Origin of the sequence: Candidatus Tisiphia endosymbiont of Oplodontha viridula, from assembly GCF_964264865.1 — a bacterium.
In the GTDB taxonomy this organism is placed as follows: domain Bacteria; phylum Pseudomonadota; class Alphaproteobacteria; order Rickettsiales; family Rickettsiaceae; genus Tisiphia.
Genome location: NZ_OZ183486.1, coordinates 505,323 through 521,702, shown reverse-complemented (window position 1 = coordinate 521,702; position 16,380 = coordinate 505,323). Strand labels below are relative to the sequence as shown.

The window sequence follows — 16,380 nt, the reverse complement described above, 5'->3', positions numbered from 1 at the left end:
TATTAGTGCTAATGAATTATTATGATAATATAAAGGTGATGCATAAAAGAATTGTGGCGATTATTGGTAGACCCAATGTAGGGAAGTCTACGCTCTTTAATCGTTTGGCTATCAGGAAAAAGGCTATCGTGCATGACCGCCCTGGGGTAACACGTGATCGAAAATACGCTGATGCCCAAATTGGTCCATTTGATTTTACGGTAATTGATACTCCTGGTTTAGAAGAAGCAGAATGTGCGAAATTAGAATATAGAATGATGCAACAGACTGTAGAAGCCATTCTAGAAGCAGACTTGCTATGCCTTATGGTGGATGGTAAGGATGGCGTATTACCGGAAGATAAGTTTTTTGCTAATTTTATCAGAAGATATGATAAAAAATCTGTGTTGATTGTCAATAAATGTGAAGGACGGTTTGATTTTGCTAAAGAATACTACAAGCTTGGTTTTGATAATGTAGTGCCAATTTCTGCAGAACATGGTGTTGGTATGGCAGATTTACACGATGCAATAACTGAGAAATTAGGGGATGAGGAACTAGAGGAAGAATTAATCGACCCAATAAAGGCTGACTATATACAAATAGTGGTGAGCGGTAGACCAAATGCAGGAAAATCTACGTTTATTAATAGTATTATTAATAATGAAAGATTGTTAACAGGGCCTGAAGCCGGTATAACAAGGGAATCTATAGAAATTGATTGGCTATATAATGATAATAAATTTAAATTAATTGATACGGCTGGTCTAAGAAAAAAGGGAGCTATTAATAAGTCCTTAGAAAAATTATCAGCTTCTGATACTATTAATAGTATTAAGTTTGCTAATACTGTTATTCTGATGGTTGATGCACGAACGAATTTAGAGCAACAAGATCTGAATATTGCCAGTTATGTTATAGATCAAGGCAGAAGCCTGCTCATAGTAGTTAATAAGTGGGATTTAATTGAAGGGAAAAATAAAGATAAATTTAAGGAAGAATTTCTTTATAAGATGGAAACCAATCTACCGCAAGTTAAAGGAGTACCGATAATATTCATATCAGCCTTAAAAAAGCAGAATATTAATATGGTACTAGATGAGGCTATAAAAATTTATGCTTTATGGAATAAAAAAATTGCTACCAGTAAACTGAATCATTGGTTAGGTTTTGCACTCGAGCAACATCCACTGCCTTTACAAAAAGGTGGCAGACGTGTTAGAATTAAATACATGACCCAAACAAAAACTCGCCCACCAACTTTTAAACTATTCTCTAATAATCCTGAGAAAATCACGGATAGTTATACTAGATACCTTGTAAACAACTTGCGGGAAGCTTTTAATTTACCCGGTGTGCCAATAAGATTTACTTATACTAAAACTGAGAATCCATATGTAACTCGATAATCAAGTTTTTCCTTAACCGTTATAGCAAGGCATCTTTAGATGCCGTGGTGATCCAATACTGATTATCTTTCAAAATAGAATTAATAATTTAATTCCAACTAATGATAGACCTAATACTAAATTATACCATGATACCATGTTAATTCTATTTTGAAAGATAATCAGTACAAGTAAACAGCGAAGCTGTTTTTTTAGAGTAACCCTTCGCGTATCCTGGATTGCTGCCACAACTGTTGAAAGTTAAAAAACCGTCATCGCGATGAGCTTTGTAAGCCCTAAACCGTCATTGCTAGGAGTCGCTGTAAGCGACGATGTGGCAATCTTGTGAAGAAGAGCTTACTTCATGAGATCGCCACGGCGTCTATCGACGCCTCGCGATGACGATTTTTTAACTTTCAACAGTTGTGGGATTGCTGTGTCGCCGCTTTTTCGTGGCTTCTCGCTAATAGACGTATTTTTTAATAATTCTAAAAAACTTGATTATCGAGTGTAAAGTCATAGGTCTAATGTGAGTAGAGTCAATTAAATTTTATTCAGAAGATAACCAATTATTTTGAAAAAGAGTTTATCGTGAATAAGGGATAGTACTACTTCTATGGTAATTAATATTATAATGATCCATTCAAGTCTAGTTGAGTGTTTATAGTTTAAGTCATTTGACAAAATATTGTAGAGTTCATGGATCATGTTCAGCCGATGGTTAAGAATATCCTGACGAATTTGAATATCTTGAAACTCTGCAGTCATTAAGTATAAAGGTTCATAACTAGGACGACGCCAAAAAAATTCAGGAGTATCTAGTATATCGCTGTGTAAATTAATAGAATATCGTTCGTTAAATAATATGCCAATTTGTTGAGATATTTCCTTTTTTGAAAGTGATACACTGCCAGTGCTAGCTAGTTCTTGTTGAATTGGCGTTGTTTTTACAATTAAATTACTTACTGATTTTTCTAGTACACTAAGCTTAACTGACTGAGCTAAAGCATGCGATATAGATAATTTTATAAAAGTTGATTTATCTGCTAGAATGATTTGGTTTTTTTCTTCATCTATAAAGGTTTTACCAGTAGTTTCATCATAATCAAAATAGATAAAGTCAGACATTATCTCGTCAGTTTGATTAGCTTGCAGAGTTACTATGTCTTCTAGAATCATTTTTTCTTGGCTTTCTTCAGCTCCCCATATAGTAACACAGCCAAATGGGAAAAAGAAAACATCTATAGGGTCTAAGTTTTTTACTTGTTCTTTTTGAATATATAGTACATCATCGAAGTGTTTAGGTTCAAGACCAATCTTATTGAGATTTATTACTAAGTCATTCATCTTATATTCAGAAGTCGTACAGTAGGAAGCACATCTCATATAATAAATAATTTATAGCAAACAACTGTTGCATCAGTATAATATAGTAGTTATAAAAGTTATAAAGTCAATTAAAATATCATAGTTGGTAATTATGCATGAAATATTAACAAATAGAGCAATTATTGAAGTTGCTGGTGATGATGCAATGAATTTTTTGCATAATTTGACAACTAATGATATAAAAAATAATAATTATTGTTATAGTTATGCTCTAAATAATCAAGGAAGGTATTTATTTGATTTTTTTGTATTAAAACTATCAGCAACAAGACTTTTTATTGATATAAATGTTAATCAGTCTGATTTATTTAAAAATCACTTAGTGCGGTATAAATTACGTGCTAAAATTGAAGTGAATGACTTAACTAACATCTATCAGGTTATTTACTCAAAACAACAGCTGGAATTTAATGGATACAAAGACCCTCGTTATGATCAACTCGGTTTCCGTTCTATTGTTAGTAAAGATGTACCAATAACTGCAGGAACAGCAGGACTATACCTGCAAGATAAATATAATTTTGCCATAGTCGATGGGTATGAGGATCTAATTTTTAACAGATCCATTCCGGTTGAATATGGCTGTGAGGAATTAAACGCTGTAAGTTATACCAAAGGTTGCTATATTGGACAGGAAGTTATTTCAAGAACAAAATACCAAGGAGTAGTAAGGAAAAAAATATTTAAATTATCCGTTAACATAGATTCCATTAATACAGGCAGTTCAGATATAGCAAAAGATGATGAAATTATGGCAAATAATACAAAAATTGGAGTGATATGTTCAAGCTATAAGAATAATGCCATAGCTTTAATTAGAGTGGACGACTATCATTCATTACAAAACACAGTTATTACTGTAAAAAACCAAATTGTTTCTTTGTGCGTTCCACCTTGGCGTTCATATATGACTATTTAGGAACTTATGACAATATCGAGAACTTAATAAAGTTAGCTATAGATATATCTGAGTGATAATTTTCTAAAATTTTGCTTAAATTAAGATTTTAGTAATTTATTAGCTGATAATTTTAATTTCTTCAATGTCTTATGAAAAAATTTCTCAGCTGCTTTTAGATTGGTCATCATTTGGTCTACTGTTTTGACTATTTGGATAGCACTTTGTTGTATCTTGCTCGATTTAGGTAATTGTTGTTGTACTAAAACCCATTTTTCATAACAAACACTTATTTTTATATTGTTCTCTAACTCTTCTAATCCTGTACTAAATGATTTTATTTTTTGTTCTAGCAAGTTAATTGTAGATAGTAATTTATCCAAGGTTTCTTGATATTCACTAGTTTTCTGCTTAAAAGGCTCATTAGTAAAATCCTTGGACAATTCATCTTCCAACTCTTCAATGGTTGGTAGGGCAGTCTTAATATTTTCTGGCAAGCTTTCAGTCAACTTATATTCAGCAAGACCGATCGGCTTAGTCATGTCCCGCAGTGCATATTCAGCAAGTACTTGATCTTTGGTCTTACATAATATCAAACCAATGGATGGGTTATCTGTTGGGTGTTTTATTTGATCGTCAATTATAGATAAATAGAAATTCATTTTGCCGGCATGCTCTGGTTCAAATTCAACTGCTTTAATTTCGATTGCTATGAAACACCGAAGATTTAAGTGATAGAAGAGCAAATCTAGGTAATAATCTTTTTTACTAACTTTTAAATGATATTGACGTCCTATAAAAGAAAATCCGCTACCTAATTCCATAAGAAACTTTTCAATGTGTGCTATTAGGCTCTTTTCTATCTCTCTTTCATGTGCATCCTGACCTATACTTAAGAAATCAAAGGAGTAGGGATCCTTTAGAATTTGGTTAGCTAAATCTGATGTTGGAGATGGTAACTTTTCTTTAAAGTTGGTGATGGCTTTCCCGTGATGTTTATAAAGATTCATGTCAATCTGATGTATCATTACGGCACGTGACCAACCATACTGCACGGCTTGCTGCATATAAAAGATCCTTGCTTCCTGCTCTTTTACTCTTTCCATTAAAATAACATGATGATACCATGGCAATTCTCCAGCAACTTGCTGGAGAATTGTATAGTCCGTATATAGTTCAGCAAATCGACGCATATTATGTAAATTGGTAACACTAAAGCCTTTCATATTTGGAAATGCTTTTAACATATCTTTACTTAAATTATGAATAATTTTTGTACCCCAATCTTGATTACGTTGTTTCTGTAAAATCTCGCTACCAATATGATGGTATAAGATTATTAGCTCCTTGTTAACTGACAAAGCTGCCTTATAACGACTTATAGTTACACGGTCTTTTAACTGTTCTAAAAACTCTTTATATTCTGTAGTTATAATATTTTTATCCACGGTGGTTCTTAATTTATTGATTCCCTAACGTAATCACTATACCATTAATTCAGGATAATGATAACTCTTAAAAAAAAATGTGAGCAAGAGTAATGTATTGAGGAATGAAAAAAAATAAGCAACCTTGCAAAAATAATGAAAATTGCTATTAGTGGAGCATAAAAATCTGTTATATTTATTATATATAGTTAACCCTAGGAGGACACAGTATTAGTAGCAATGAGAAAGAACAGCAAGATACCATATGAGTAAAATTATATTTTTAAATGGATGTGGCTCTGCTGGTAAAACATCTATCGCAAGAGCAATACAGTATTTAAGTAAGGATTCTTGGCTTACTTTTGGTATAGATACTTTTATTAGTATGACACCATTACCATGCTCATCTGATGATAAACCTGATGCTAGATATTTTACCTTTGTTCCGGGGATAAATGATCGTGGTCCAACCATGCGTGTTGAAACTAAGCCAAAGGGTGAGCAGCTCTTTGGTCTCATGCCGGATTTTGCCAATCTACTTGCAAGTCGTAATAATAACCTTATCATTGATGAAGTCTTATTTGAAGATGCTTGCCTCAAATCTTATATAAAAAGCTTGAATGGCTATATTGTCTATTTTGTCGGAGTTTTTTGTGATCTTTCAGTGATGCAAGAACGAGAAATTTTACGCTGTGATCGTGCTATAGGTTTATCGAATGACCAAATAGATAGAGTCCACGCAGGTAGCCTGCGAGAATATGATTTAACAGTTGATACCACGAGCAAGTCACCTTTTGAGATTGCCAAGCAAATTCTAGATTTTGTAGAGGAGAATCCTATGCCACAAGGTTTTATGACTATGCATGAGAGATTACAGTTATGACGCTTCCCTTAAAACCTTTTTATTTTTTACGTCATGGTGAAACAGATTGGAATAGACAGCATGTTTACATGGGTTCACAGGATATTCCTCTCAATCAAACTGGAGAAAACCAAGCACGGGAAGCTTCTCATATTCTTGGAAAAAAGGATATAAAGCATATTGTCACAAGCCCGCTTATAAGAGCATACAGGACTGCTGAGATCGTCAATGAAAAGCTAAAGGTTGATATTACAATTGTCCCGGAGTTAGCAGAATGTTATTGGGGTGAATATGAAGGTCAACCCATTGATAATAATATTCTGAAGAGATGGCTAGATGGCAATCCTCACCAAGGAGCAGAATATGTAAATGATTTTGACAAGAGAGTTTTGCGTGGTATTAATATTGCACTCAGCTTTCAAGAACCAGTTTTAATTGTTGCACATAGTGGAGTTTATTATGCTATCCAAAGACTTTTAGGATGGCCAATTATACATCTTAAAAATTGTTCTGCTATTTTTCACAGTCCACCAATCGGACAGAGTCAATCATGGTCTATATGTGAACTAAGTTAACCTCAGGTTAGTTGTGAGGAGGAGATTTATAAGTAATATCAAAATTCGTTACTGTGCAATGGAGGACATCTCTTGCATGTTACCTCTCATGGAACAACTTGGGTATACTCTTCTGCTTTGAAGAATTGTTTTTTGAAAATATCATGGATTCGCATGCGTAACTATACTATATGTACGCCTAGCATGCTCACCATTCATTTTCAAATCCAATTCTTCAAATCATTTGAGTATATAAGGTATCAGAGGAGGAATTAAAAGCAAGATTTCAAAGATTCACAAAAAACGATGGTTATGGCGTTGCTGTAGCATGTTTAGAATCCCAAATTGTGGGGTGGGTTGCATGGTCTAAATCTCAACTTTTTATATCAGATAAAACAAGATTTCATATTGAAGGAGTTGTGGTTGATGAATGTTACCGAGGTCAAGCTATTGGAAAAAGATTGATGGATTTTGTAGAGAATGTTGCACAACAGTCTAGTCCAAGCATCGTTGATTTAACCTCTGGTCTTAGGCGTGCCAAGGATGGAAGTCATGAGTTTTATAAAAGCCTTGGTTATCAGAATGATGGTCTGATGGCAAAACTATATTTAAGGAAAGAAATTGAATGAGTGAATCAAAATCTCTTTTAAAGCCAAATGCATGGGAGGCTTATTACAAAGAAAAATTTCATAAACCAGCAAGAGAGTTTGTTGTTGAATTCTTTAAAAAAGTTGAATTACTAGATAATCAAAAAATGCGAGGTACAGCCATTGATTTAGGGGCAGGAGTAGGACATGAAACATTTTTGTTATTAGAAAAAGGTTTCAATGTTATTGCAATAGACAAGCAAAAAATGGCTTTTGATTTTATGCTTATTAAATATCCAGAAATTGTTAAATATAAAGATCATTTTAAAACTTTAATATCTTCTTTTGAAGAGTTAGATTCTCAAGAATTACCAAATGTAGACATCATAGTTGCTAGCTTTTCTGTACCGTTTTGTAAACCTGAATATTTTAAAAAATTTTGGAGTAATATTGTAAATAAGATTGATTCAGGTGGTTATTTTGTTGGGAACACTTTTGATCCCGAAATTGTAGCTTTTTGGAAGGAGGATAAGAAAAATATGACTTTTCATACAAAAGAGCAAACAATTGATCTTTTTAAAGAGTTTAACATTATTAGTTTTAAAGAAGTGAAGATTACACCAAAAGAGGATAGGAAAATTGATCATTATTATGAAGTTATAGCCAAGAAAAAATAAGATAAACCTTGTTACAGGACATGTTATGAATATTCATTTTGAAAAAGCTAACTTAAGTCATAAAGAAACTATTTTTAACTGGTTAAAAGAACCCCATGTTCAGGAGTTTTGGGATAATAGCCAAGAACATAAAGATGATATTTTAAATTTCATCAACGGTCGTATAAAGCCTTCAAGCTACGCAGATGGTCTATACACATATTGGATTGGGTGTATCTATAACGAACCTTATTGCTTGGTCATGACACTACAAGAAAAGCAGGAATATTCTATACCACTACTGAAAAAAGCTTATCTTTCAAAACATGGTCACACCTATAGCATGGATTATACCATTGGTAATATAGCTTATTTTGGCAAAGGATTAGGGGCAAAGACTTTAGAAGTATTTATTGATTTTATTAGAAGTAGTTATGATAGCCAAGCTGATACTTTTTTTATCGATCCAGATGTCACAAATCCAAGGGCTAGACATGTTTATGAAAAGGTGGGATTTAAATATATCGATGATTTTATTATGGAAGGAGAGGGGGTATTTGCTGGACGCAAAACACATTTTTTAGTAAAGCGATTGTAATCAATGGTACAAATTAATACCAAAATAAAGAATACAGTAAAGTTTCAGGAAAATATTTTAATCCGGCTTGCTGAAACTACTGACATTTCATCATTTGTCGCTCTGTCATATAAAAAGCGTCGTGCTTATGAAAAAGCTCAACCACAGTTCTGGAAATATGCTGGTCCTGAATCCGAGGAATCTCAAAAGCAATGGTTCAAAGAATTATTGAGGTTAGACGATCACATTATGTTGGCTGCAGTTTACAAAGAAAAAGTATTAGGTTTCATCATCGGTAGATTAATGTTAGCACCAAAAGTCTATAACCCGGGTGGACTAACGCTTATGATCGATGATTTCTGTGTGGAAAGTAAACACGATTGGAATTTTATTGGTCAGAAATTGATTAAGGAAATCAAGGAACTCGCAAAAACTAAAAATGCTACTCAGTTTCTTGTCGTTTGTGGTGCATATGACGAACCCAAACGTAATTTCCTTAAAAGCATGGGCTTAACTGTAGCTTCTGAATGGTATGTGGGAAGAATTATGTGATTACAGGAATGAATCATGTTACTTTAGCTGTAGTTTGATCAGTCTTGTGAGTTTTTTCGTAATACTCTGCTGCTTTAAATAATTATTTTTTTAATATCATGGATTCACGTATTAAATGGTAATACTTGCGTTCGCCCGCCTCTTGTTTGTTGTTTCCATTCTTCAAATCATTATGGGTATACTCCCCAAATCTAACTTAAAACAATGGAAATCAGTTGTGTTTATTATGAATTTTATTATAATGAACTATTTAAAGCCTTTATTTTAACTCAAGGTTATCTTAAGGCACGAATATTACTGACTTTAATATAAGGAAAAATGCATTCTTAAAGCGGTTTTGCGAATGCATTTTAAACCTTTCTAAAGCTAGAAACATGATTTTAATCTTTTAAAATCATGTTTCTAGCAAAATATTAATTTAACAATCAGATGCAGAGCCGTCTCAAATCTGATTGTTTCGATAATTTCACCGAATTTGGGATAAGAATTGACAAATTCTTATCCCAAATTCACGTAACTACGTGGGAATAACACCACAACTGTTGAAAGTTAAAAAAACCGTCATTGCGAGGAGGCTGTAAGGCCGACGAAGCAATCCAGTAACATCATTTATCTATAGATTGTTTCCTAGATTGCTTCGCTTACGCTCGCTAATAGACGCTGTGGTATAGGTGTTTGTAAACTTTCAACAGTTATGGGAATGACACAATAGGCTATTAAACCGATGTCTTACATCGATATTTGAGGTTAAATTAGTAGATTTAAGGAGGGTTATGTATAGAATTAACTTTATTATTATAATCTTATCTTTCATGCTTACAGGTTGTCTGCCAGCTGTTTTTACTGCAGCAACTACCTCTACTCTTGCAGTTGCAAAAGATCAATCAATTGCGGAGACAATTGATGACGTAAAAATAGCTACAAAAATCAAAGCTTCTTTTATAAAAAATAATTTCAGGGAATTATATACTAAGATTAAGGTTGAGGTAAATCAGGGTAGGGTACTACTGACTGGAATCATAGACAAAAAAGAAGATGCATTAAAAGCTGTAGAAATTGTGTGGGGTGAAAAAGGAGTTCGTGAAGTTATTAACGAACTAATAATAGATAAAAAAAGTGATCATTTTGACTTAGTGCAATATACTAAAGATGCTATGATTACTAGTCAGATCAAGGCTAGAACTTTTGTTAACCGAGATATAAAATGGGTAAATTATACCATTGTTACAGTGAATGATATAGTATATATATTTGGTATAGCAAGGTCTGAGGAAGAATTAGAAAAAGTTACTTCTATTGCTTCCCAGATTAATGGTGTGGCAAGGGTTGTCTGTCATGTTAAAATAAAAGAAACTGAAGAAAATGATAATAAATAATCTCAATTCGATATAACTTGTCATATCAAGTTCAGGTTAAATATGATATAAATGAAAGTGAAACTTAGATATATTCTTTTGTTGCTAGTTTATTGTATAGGGCTTAGCTCTTGTTCTACTAAGCCTAGTCTATATCGTAAATTATCGCAGGAAGATCCTAAAAATGTTCATTATAAGGGACACTATAAGATAGGCAATAAATATACTATCAAAGGTAAGACTTATAAACCTAAGGAAGATATTAATTGCAACCAAGTAGGTATAGCATCTTGGTATGGTTCTAAGCATAAATTTCATGGAAAAAAAACAGCAAATGGTGATACATATAATAAACATATGCTAAGTGCAGCCCATCCTAGTTTGCCATTACCTAGTTTGGTTAAAGTGACTAACTTAAGTAATAATAAATCTCTTATTCTTATGGTTAATGATCGCGGTCCTTTTAAAAAGAACCGTATTATAGATGTTTCGGAAAAATCTGCTGAAATTTTAGGATTTAAAAAACAAGGTATAGCAAAGGTTAGAGTACAATATATGCATAAGGAGAGTAAAGAATTTTTGAATAATATTGCTTTAAAGCCTAAGGAAAATTGTATTGCAAAAAAGAAAGTAGCCAATCCTAAATGTAGCGTTAATTGTCATATTAAATTAGTAAATCTAAAACATAAATTAGCAGTTAACCCTTGATGATTTTTGTATTATAGTGTATGCCCAAATTGGGAAACCAATTCTTAAAGCTTTTATAGGAGTATACATGATTGTTTTTGGGAAATATAAATTAAATAGTCCTCAGTATCTTGAGTCTTACAGGAAGATGTTGTTGCTTAGAAGGTTCGAAGAAAAATGTGGGCAGTTTTATGGTATGGGTCTAATAGGTGGGTTTTGTCACTTATATATTGGGCAAGAAGCAATAATTGCTGGTGTGGATTTAGTAAAACAGGTCGGTGATAGTACTATTACCAGTTATAGGGATCATGCTCATATTATTTCAGCAGGGACTGAAGCAAAATACGTATTAGCAGAGCTGATGGGTAAAGAGACTGGTTGCTCGAAAGGCAAGGGTGGTTCAATGCATCTGTTTGACGTAGAAAACAAATTTTACGGTGGACATGGTATTGTAGGGGCTCAAGTGCCTATAGGTACTGGTCTAGCTTTTGCTGAGAAATATCGAAATACTAATAATGTATGTTTTACTTTCTTGGGAGATGGGGCAGTTAATCAAGGTCAAGTATATGAAGCTTTTAATTTAGCGGCGTTATGGCACTTACCTGTAGTTTATATTATTGAAAATAATCAATATTCAATGGGTACTTCAGTAGCTCGTTCTACCTTTATGACTGACCTGTACAAGAAAGGGGAGTCATGTGGTATTACGGGATTTAGACTAAATGGTATGTCGTTAGAGTCAGTTTATGATTATGTTCGGCAGGCTGCGGAGTTTGTTAGAAATGATGGTGGACCAATAATATTAGAAATGGATGCTTATCGTTACAGAGGACATTCAATGTCTGATCCAGGTAAATACCGTAGTAAGGAAGAAGTGGAAAACTATAAAGAACAAGACCCATTATCACAAGTGAAAAATATAATTTTGGCTAATAAATATGCTAGTGAAGAGCAGTTAAAAGAAATTGAGAAAGAGGTTAAAGAGGTCATTGCAGAAGCAGTTGAGTTCTCAGAAAGATCAGCCTTACCGGATGAAAAAGAGCTATATACGAATATTTACGTTGAATGAGTAGAAACATGTTACAAACGACGGTACGGGAAGCCTTACGCGCAGCAATGCAAGAAGAAATGTTAAGAGATGATAGTATCTTTATTATGGGAGAAGAAGTTGCTCAGTACCAAGGAGCGTATAAGATAACCCAAGGGTTATTAGAGCAGTTTGGTTCAAAAAGGGTAATTGATACGCCAATAACAGAACATGGCTTTACTGGCGTGGCTATTGGAGCGGCATTTGCTGGGCTTCGTCCCATTGTTGAATTCATGACATTTAATTTTGCCATGCAAGCAATGGATCAAATAGTTAACTCTGCAGCTAAAACTCATTATATGTCTAGTGGAACTATTAAATGTCCAATAGTATTTCGTGGACCAAATGGGGCAGCAAGTCGAGTCGCTGCCCAACATAGTCACAATTATACAGCTTGTTATAGTCATATTCCGGGGCTTAAGGTAGTAGCTCCCTATAGTGCAGAAGATCACAAAGGGCTTCTAATGACTGCTATTCGTGACGATAACCCGGTTATTTTCCTAGAAAATGAAATTCTCTATGGTCATAGTTTTGAAGTCCCAGAAATAATAGAACCAATTCCATTTGGTCAGGCTAAGAAACTTATTGAAGGTGATGATGTCACAATAGTAACATTTTCTTTGCAAGTTAAGTTGGCCTTAGATGCAGCAAATAGCTTGTATGATAGTGGTATTAATTGTGAGGTAATCGACCTAAGAACTATCAAGCCCTTAGATATAGAAACTATATTAGAGTCGGTTAAAAAAACTAATCGGTTGGTTGTTATAGAAGAAGGCTGGTTTTTTGCAGGTGTTGGTGCAACTATAGCTAGTATGGTAATGAACCAAGCATTTGATTATCTAGATGCTCCTATAGAGATTATCTCAGGTAAGGATGTTCCTCTACCATATGCTATTAATCTAGAGAAATTAGCACTGCCAACTATAGAAGATGTTATTAGTGCTGTGAAGAAAGTGTGTTATACTAGGTAAACTTCAAGAATTAAGGTCGTCAGTTTAACCACTACCGATGTCATTCCCGAATAGCGGAAATCCATAATATCTAATAGCCTTTGCAGGCTATTTTTTGGATTCCCGCTTTTAGCTAGGAATGGTATCACTCTGCCATTTAATAGTTTGGTGATGTATTTAGTAATATACTAATAATTTGGTCGATAAGATCAGAGTTAGCATTAATGTAATCTTCAGTTAACTTTAATAACGCAAGCAGATTGACCTTAGAAGCATTATCCATAGCACTTGTCTTCTTATCAAGCTCAAATTGTAGGCGGCAGGAATTACCATAAATTTCCCCTAATTCAGAATTATACAAACCTTGAGCTTTCATCATTCCGCTAATCAAATTAGCTTTTAGTACCCAACCAATAACCCCTGATTTACATAAATCTTTCGACACTATGCCTAGTTTTGTCAATCCTGTACCAAGTGATATAAGTACGATATCTTTTTGAGTTAGTGTATCATCTAGCTCATAAGCTAAATTAGCAGCTATCAACTCAGGATTACTGGCAAACATACCCCCATCTACTTGATAACTGCTGTTATTATACGCATTAGTTAGAAGCTTTGGTGCAAAGAATATAGGGGCAGCACTGCTAGCTACTGCAATATCACTTATCAGAAAATCATTATTAGGGTCTTTAAGTGCCTGCTTTCTAGTCCACACCTGTGGTAAATCAGTATCCAAATTATAGGAAGTAACAGCCGTAGGGTTTATTAGTTGGCTCATCCTAGTATTACCAAAAAGCCCTATTAATATCTTGTCATATTGACTCCGATCGTATTTTGGTCCCCAAAGACCAAAACCAGTATATATTTTTCTAAACATGGAAGCGTAAAAAATATCTTTAGACTTTTGCATATATAGATCTAAAATGTCAGAAGCTTTATATTTTGGCTGTCCTGATTCATTAGGTGTAGCGAGAGCTAACACCACAAGTCCACCTGTAGAAGTACCTACCATAAGGTCGAATAACTCACTGGCAGGTTTACCACTTCGATTTTCAAACTCTGCAACAATACGTGCTGGTATAATACCCTTAACCCCACCGCCATCTATTGATAGTATTCTAACAGCTTTCTTCTTATTTTTAAGAATAGATATATTTTTTGTTACTAAAGGACATAAGTTGGCAGAAATTAAAGGAGAGTCTTTTTTGCTATATTGCATCTGTTTTCTAGGAGTACAAGCAGTAAATACTACTAATATAAGTAAAAATACTATGACATTTTTCATAATAACCTAAGAATATTTAATTAATTTACCCCAATTTGTGATAAGAATTAGTTAATTCTTATCACAAATTAGCTTTAATATAAGGAAAAATGCATTCTTAAAGCGGCTAACGCGAATGCATTTTAAACCTTTCTAAAGCTAAAAACATGATTTTAAAAGATTAAAATCATGTTTTTAGCAAAATATTAATTTAACAATCAGATGCAGAGCCGTCTCAAATCTGATTGTTTCGATAATTTCGTCGAATTTAGGATAAGAATTGACAAATTCTTATCCTAAATTCGCGTAGGTTATATTATTCTATATTTTTACTGCCCTGACCATCAAGGCCTTTAGTTCCATCCAGCTTTGCATTAACTAAAGATATTTTACTAACAAAGGCTTTAATGAAATTAACATTTGTTAAATCAGTATCATTAAAATTTGTATTATAAAGTTTGGCAGATTCTAATTTGCTACCGATAAGCGATGATTTACTAAAATCTGTGTTATTTAGATTTGCCATAGTTAAGTCAGTATTTTGTAATATACAACTCTGAAGCTTAGAATTAGATAAATCTACCCTTTTAAGAACAGAACCTGAAAAAATAGTTTGATTAAATACAAGATCTAGTAAATTTAAATCTTGTAAATTCATATTTGATAAGTCTTTTACCTGCTCTAAATCTTTTACAGAATATATAATATTTGCTGACTTAAGCTTATCAAAGTCTGGACTATTTAATACAATATTTCTATTAAAATCTGAATTAACAAAATTATCATCTTTATAGCTCACATTATTTAGTTGAGAATTTATAATTGATGAATTATCAAAGGTCACTTTTGACAAATCTGAATTTATGATAGCCATTTGATAAAGATGACTATCAACAAATTTGGTACTATTTAAAACAGTATTTTGCATAAGCACTTTAGTAAAATTCACCTTATTAAATTGAGTACTAGAGAAATTAGAGTTTATTAACTCACTATTAGTCAAATCAGAATTAATAACAGTTGCTTGTTTGACATAGCTATTATTCAGTAATATACCAGTAAGATTACTATTCTCAATATCGCTATTAACAATATTAATTTTATTTAACTTAAGCAAAATGCTACTGCAATTCTTTATTGATAGGTTCTTTATGCTAGTGTTATTAAAGTGAGTATTATCCATAATACTCTTTTGAATTTGCACTTGCTGCAATTGTGCATTATTAAAATTGGTATTTTCAAAATTACAACTTTCAATAATTGCATTGGTAAAATTCGCAGACTGAAAAGAAGAAAAAGAGAATAACGAGTTAGTAAGCTTTATATTTTTTAATTGAGCCTGATTAATAATACCATGAGTAAAATCTGAATTATTAATAATCGCTCCAGTAAAATCCACCCCTGTTAGATCTACAGATTCACAATAACAATCAGTGATACTAGCGTAATTAGCTAATATTTGCCGCAAATCTGTACCATAAAAAATAGAGTTTGATATAACTGCCTTTTTAAAACTACTTTTTCCTAAATTGCTTTTCTGAAAATTAGATTTACTTATAATACTATCATCAAATACAACTTTAATAAGATTGGCATTTTCAAAATTAACATTTTCTAAATTAGCTTTGATAAAATCAGTGTCCTCAAAATTTGATTGAATAAAATTATTATTTTCCAAATGGGCATTTTCAAATATAGATGCTTGAAAATCTGAGCCATAAGCTGATATATTTTTTAATCTAGTATTAGAGAGATCACTTTCTTGAATTACAGATTTCGTTAGAACTGCATTCTCAAAATTTGCTCCTGAGAAGTCCACACGTGATATTTCACAGAAACTTAAATCAACACTAGAAAGATCTTCATCTATCAGTTTAACACCTAATAATTTTAAACCCCTTAAATTTGAACCAAATTTACTTTTAATATTTACTCGTACCTTATTTTTATTCTGCTCTATTATATAATTCCTAATAACAAGACTTTGACTATTAGATAACAAACCATCTGCATCTCTCGGAGAATCCGAACATCCGCTAAGGAATAAAAGTAAAGCTAGAATAAAGAATTTTATGCCGCCATGCGATATTACAGATTCCTGCCTACGCGGTATACTCAAATGATTTGAGTATATATATATCAACTTAGGCAAGATAACCGTCATTGCG

At 32.9% G+C, this 16,380-nt stretch carries 14 protein-coding genes and 2 pseudogenes; 12 read left to right on the top strand and 4 right to left on the bottom strand.

Annotated features, from left to right (window positions below; genetic code table 11):
• Positions 1-38 precede the first annotated feature (38 nt).
• Entirely contained in the window at positions 39-1,388 is a 1,350-nt protein-coding gene (gene der / locus ACFEL1_RS02480; RefSeq protein ID WP_375331522.1) for a ribosome biogenesis GTPase Der, read from the top strand.
• 522 nt (positions 1,389-1,910) lie between these two features.
• Here the strand turns inward: der and ACFEL1_RS02475 are convergent.
• Positions 1,911-2,714, bottom strand: coding sequence for an RMD1 family protein (locus ACFEL1_RS02475; RefSeq protein WP_341762453.1), 804 nt, complete (start codon positions 2,712-2,714; stop codon positions 1,911-1,913).
• Positions 2,715-2,847: 133 nt separating this feature from the next.
• Here ACFEL1_RS02475 and ACFEL1_RS02470 point away from each other — a divergent pair, with 133 nt between their 5' ends.
• The gene (locus tag ACFEL1_RS02470; RefSeq protein WP_375331363.1) at positions 2,848-3,675 is read left to right on the top strand and encodes a YgfZ/GcvT domain-containing protein; all 828 of its coding nucleotides are present in this window, start codon (positions 2,848-2,850) and stop codon (positions 3,673-3,675) included.
• Between the two features lie 80 nt (positions 3,676-3,755).
• Here ACFEL1_RS02470 and ACFEL1_RS02465 read toward each other — a convergent pair whose 3' ends face one another.
• Positions 3,756-5,102, bottom strand: coding sequence for a YhcG family protein (locus tag ACFEL1_RS02465; RefSeq protein ID WP_375331362.1), 1,347 nt, complete (start codon positions 5,100-5,102; stop codon positions 3,756-3,758).
• Positions 5,103-5,346: 244 nt separating this feature from the next.
• Between ACFEL1_RS02465 and ACFEL1_RS02460 the strand changes: the two genes are divergently transcribed.
• The 10 genes and pseudogenes from ACFEL1_RS02460 (at position 5,347) to ACFEL1_RS02415 (ending at position 12,969) form a co-directional block, all read left to right on the top strand.
• Positions 5,347-5,964 carry a chloramphenicol phosphotransferase CPT family protein gene (locus tag ACFEL1_RS02460; protein ID WP_375331361.1) on the top strand — a complete coding sequence of 206 codons (618 nt, stop codon included), beginning with the start codon at positions 5,347-5,349 and terminating at the stop codon, positions 5,962-5,964.
• The gene (locus ACFEL1_RS02455; RefSeq protein ID WP_342278410.1) at positions 5,961-6,518 is read left to right on the top strand and encodes a histidine phosphatase family protein; all 558 of its coding nucleotides are present in this window, start codon (positions 5,961-5,963) and stop codon (positions 6,516-6,518) included. Before ACFEL1_RS02460 ends, ACFEL1_RS02455 begins: the two co-directional genes overlap by 4 nt.
• 257 nt (positions 6,519-6,775) lie before the next feature.
• A pseudogene (locus tag ACFEL1_RS02450) lies at positions 6,776-7,126 on the top strand (GNAT family N-acetyltransferase); the annotation flags it as partial.
• Positions 7,123-7,761: a class I SAM-dependent methyltransferase gene (locus ACFEL1_RS02445; protein WP_375331360.1), complete on the top strand. Its 639-nt coding sequence runs from the start codon at positions 7,123-7,125 to the stop codon at positions 7,759-7,761. The pseudogene ACFEL1_RS02450 and the gene ACFEL1_RS02445, both read left to right, overlap by 4 nt.
• A 25-nt stretch (positions 7,762-7,786) precedes the next feature.
• Positions 7,787-8,338: a GNAT family N-acetyltransferase gene (locus tag ACFEL1_RS02440; RefSeq protein WP_375331359.1), complete on the top strand. Its 552-nt coding sequence runs from the start codon at positions 7,787-7,789 to the stop codon at positions 8,336-8,338.
• Between the two features lie 3 nt (positions 8,339-8,341).
• Complete coding sequence (locus ACFEL1_RS02435) at positions 8,342-8,869, top strand: GNAT family N-acetyltransferase (protein ID WP_341762446.1); 528 nt, start codon at positions 8,342-8,344, stop codon at positions 8,867-8,869.
• A 773-nt stretch (positions 8,870-9,642) separates the two neighbouring features.
• Positions 9,643-10,245: a BON domain-containing protein gene (locus tag ACFEL1_RS02430; RefSeq protein WP_341762445.1), complete on the top strand. Its 603-nt coding sequence runs from the start codon at positions 9,643-9,645 to the stop codon at positions 10,243-10,245.
• Between the two features lie 72 nt (positions 10,246-10,317).
• Positions 10,318-10,932, top strand: a pseudogene (locus tag ACFEL1_RS02425) (septal ring lytic transglycosylase RlpA family protein); the annotation flags it as partial.
• 67 nt (positions 10,933-10,999) lie between these two features.
• A complete protein-coding gene (gene pdhA / locus ACFEL1_RS02420) occupies positions 11,000-11,980 on the top strand; it encodes a pyruvate dehydrogenase (acetyl-transferring) E1 component subunit alpha (RefSeq protein ID WP_375331358.1) in 981 nt (326 codons plus the stop codon).
• 8 nt (positions 11,981-11,988) lie between these two features.
• Complete coding sequence (locus ACFEL1_RS02415) at positions 11,989-12,969, top strand: pyruvate dehydrogenase complex E1 component subunit beta (RefSeq protein WP_375331357.1); 981 nt, start codon at positions 11,989-11,991, stop codon at positions 12,967-12,969.
• A gap of 136 nt (positions 12,970-13,105) precedes the next feature.
• Here ACFEL1_RS02415 and ACFEL1_RS02410 read toward each other — a convergent pair whose 3' ends face one another.
• The gene (locus tag ACFEL1_RS02410) at positions 13,106-14,233 is read right to left on the bottom strand and encodes a patatin-like phospholipase family protein (RefSeq protein ID WP_375331356.1); all 1,128 of its coding nucleotides are present in this window, start codon (positions 14,231-14,233) and stop codon (positions 13,106-13,108) included.
• 295 nt (positions 14,234-14,528) lie between these two features.
• The gene (locus tag ACFEL1_RS02405; protein WP_375331355.1) at positions 14,529-16,376 is read right to left on the bottom strand and encodes a pentapeptide repeat-containing protein; all 1,848 of its coding nucleotides are present in this window, start codon (positions 16,374-16,376) and stop codon (positions 14,529-14,531) included.
• Between the last annotated feature and the right edge of the window lie 4 nt (positions 16,377-16,380).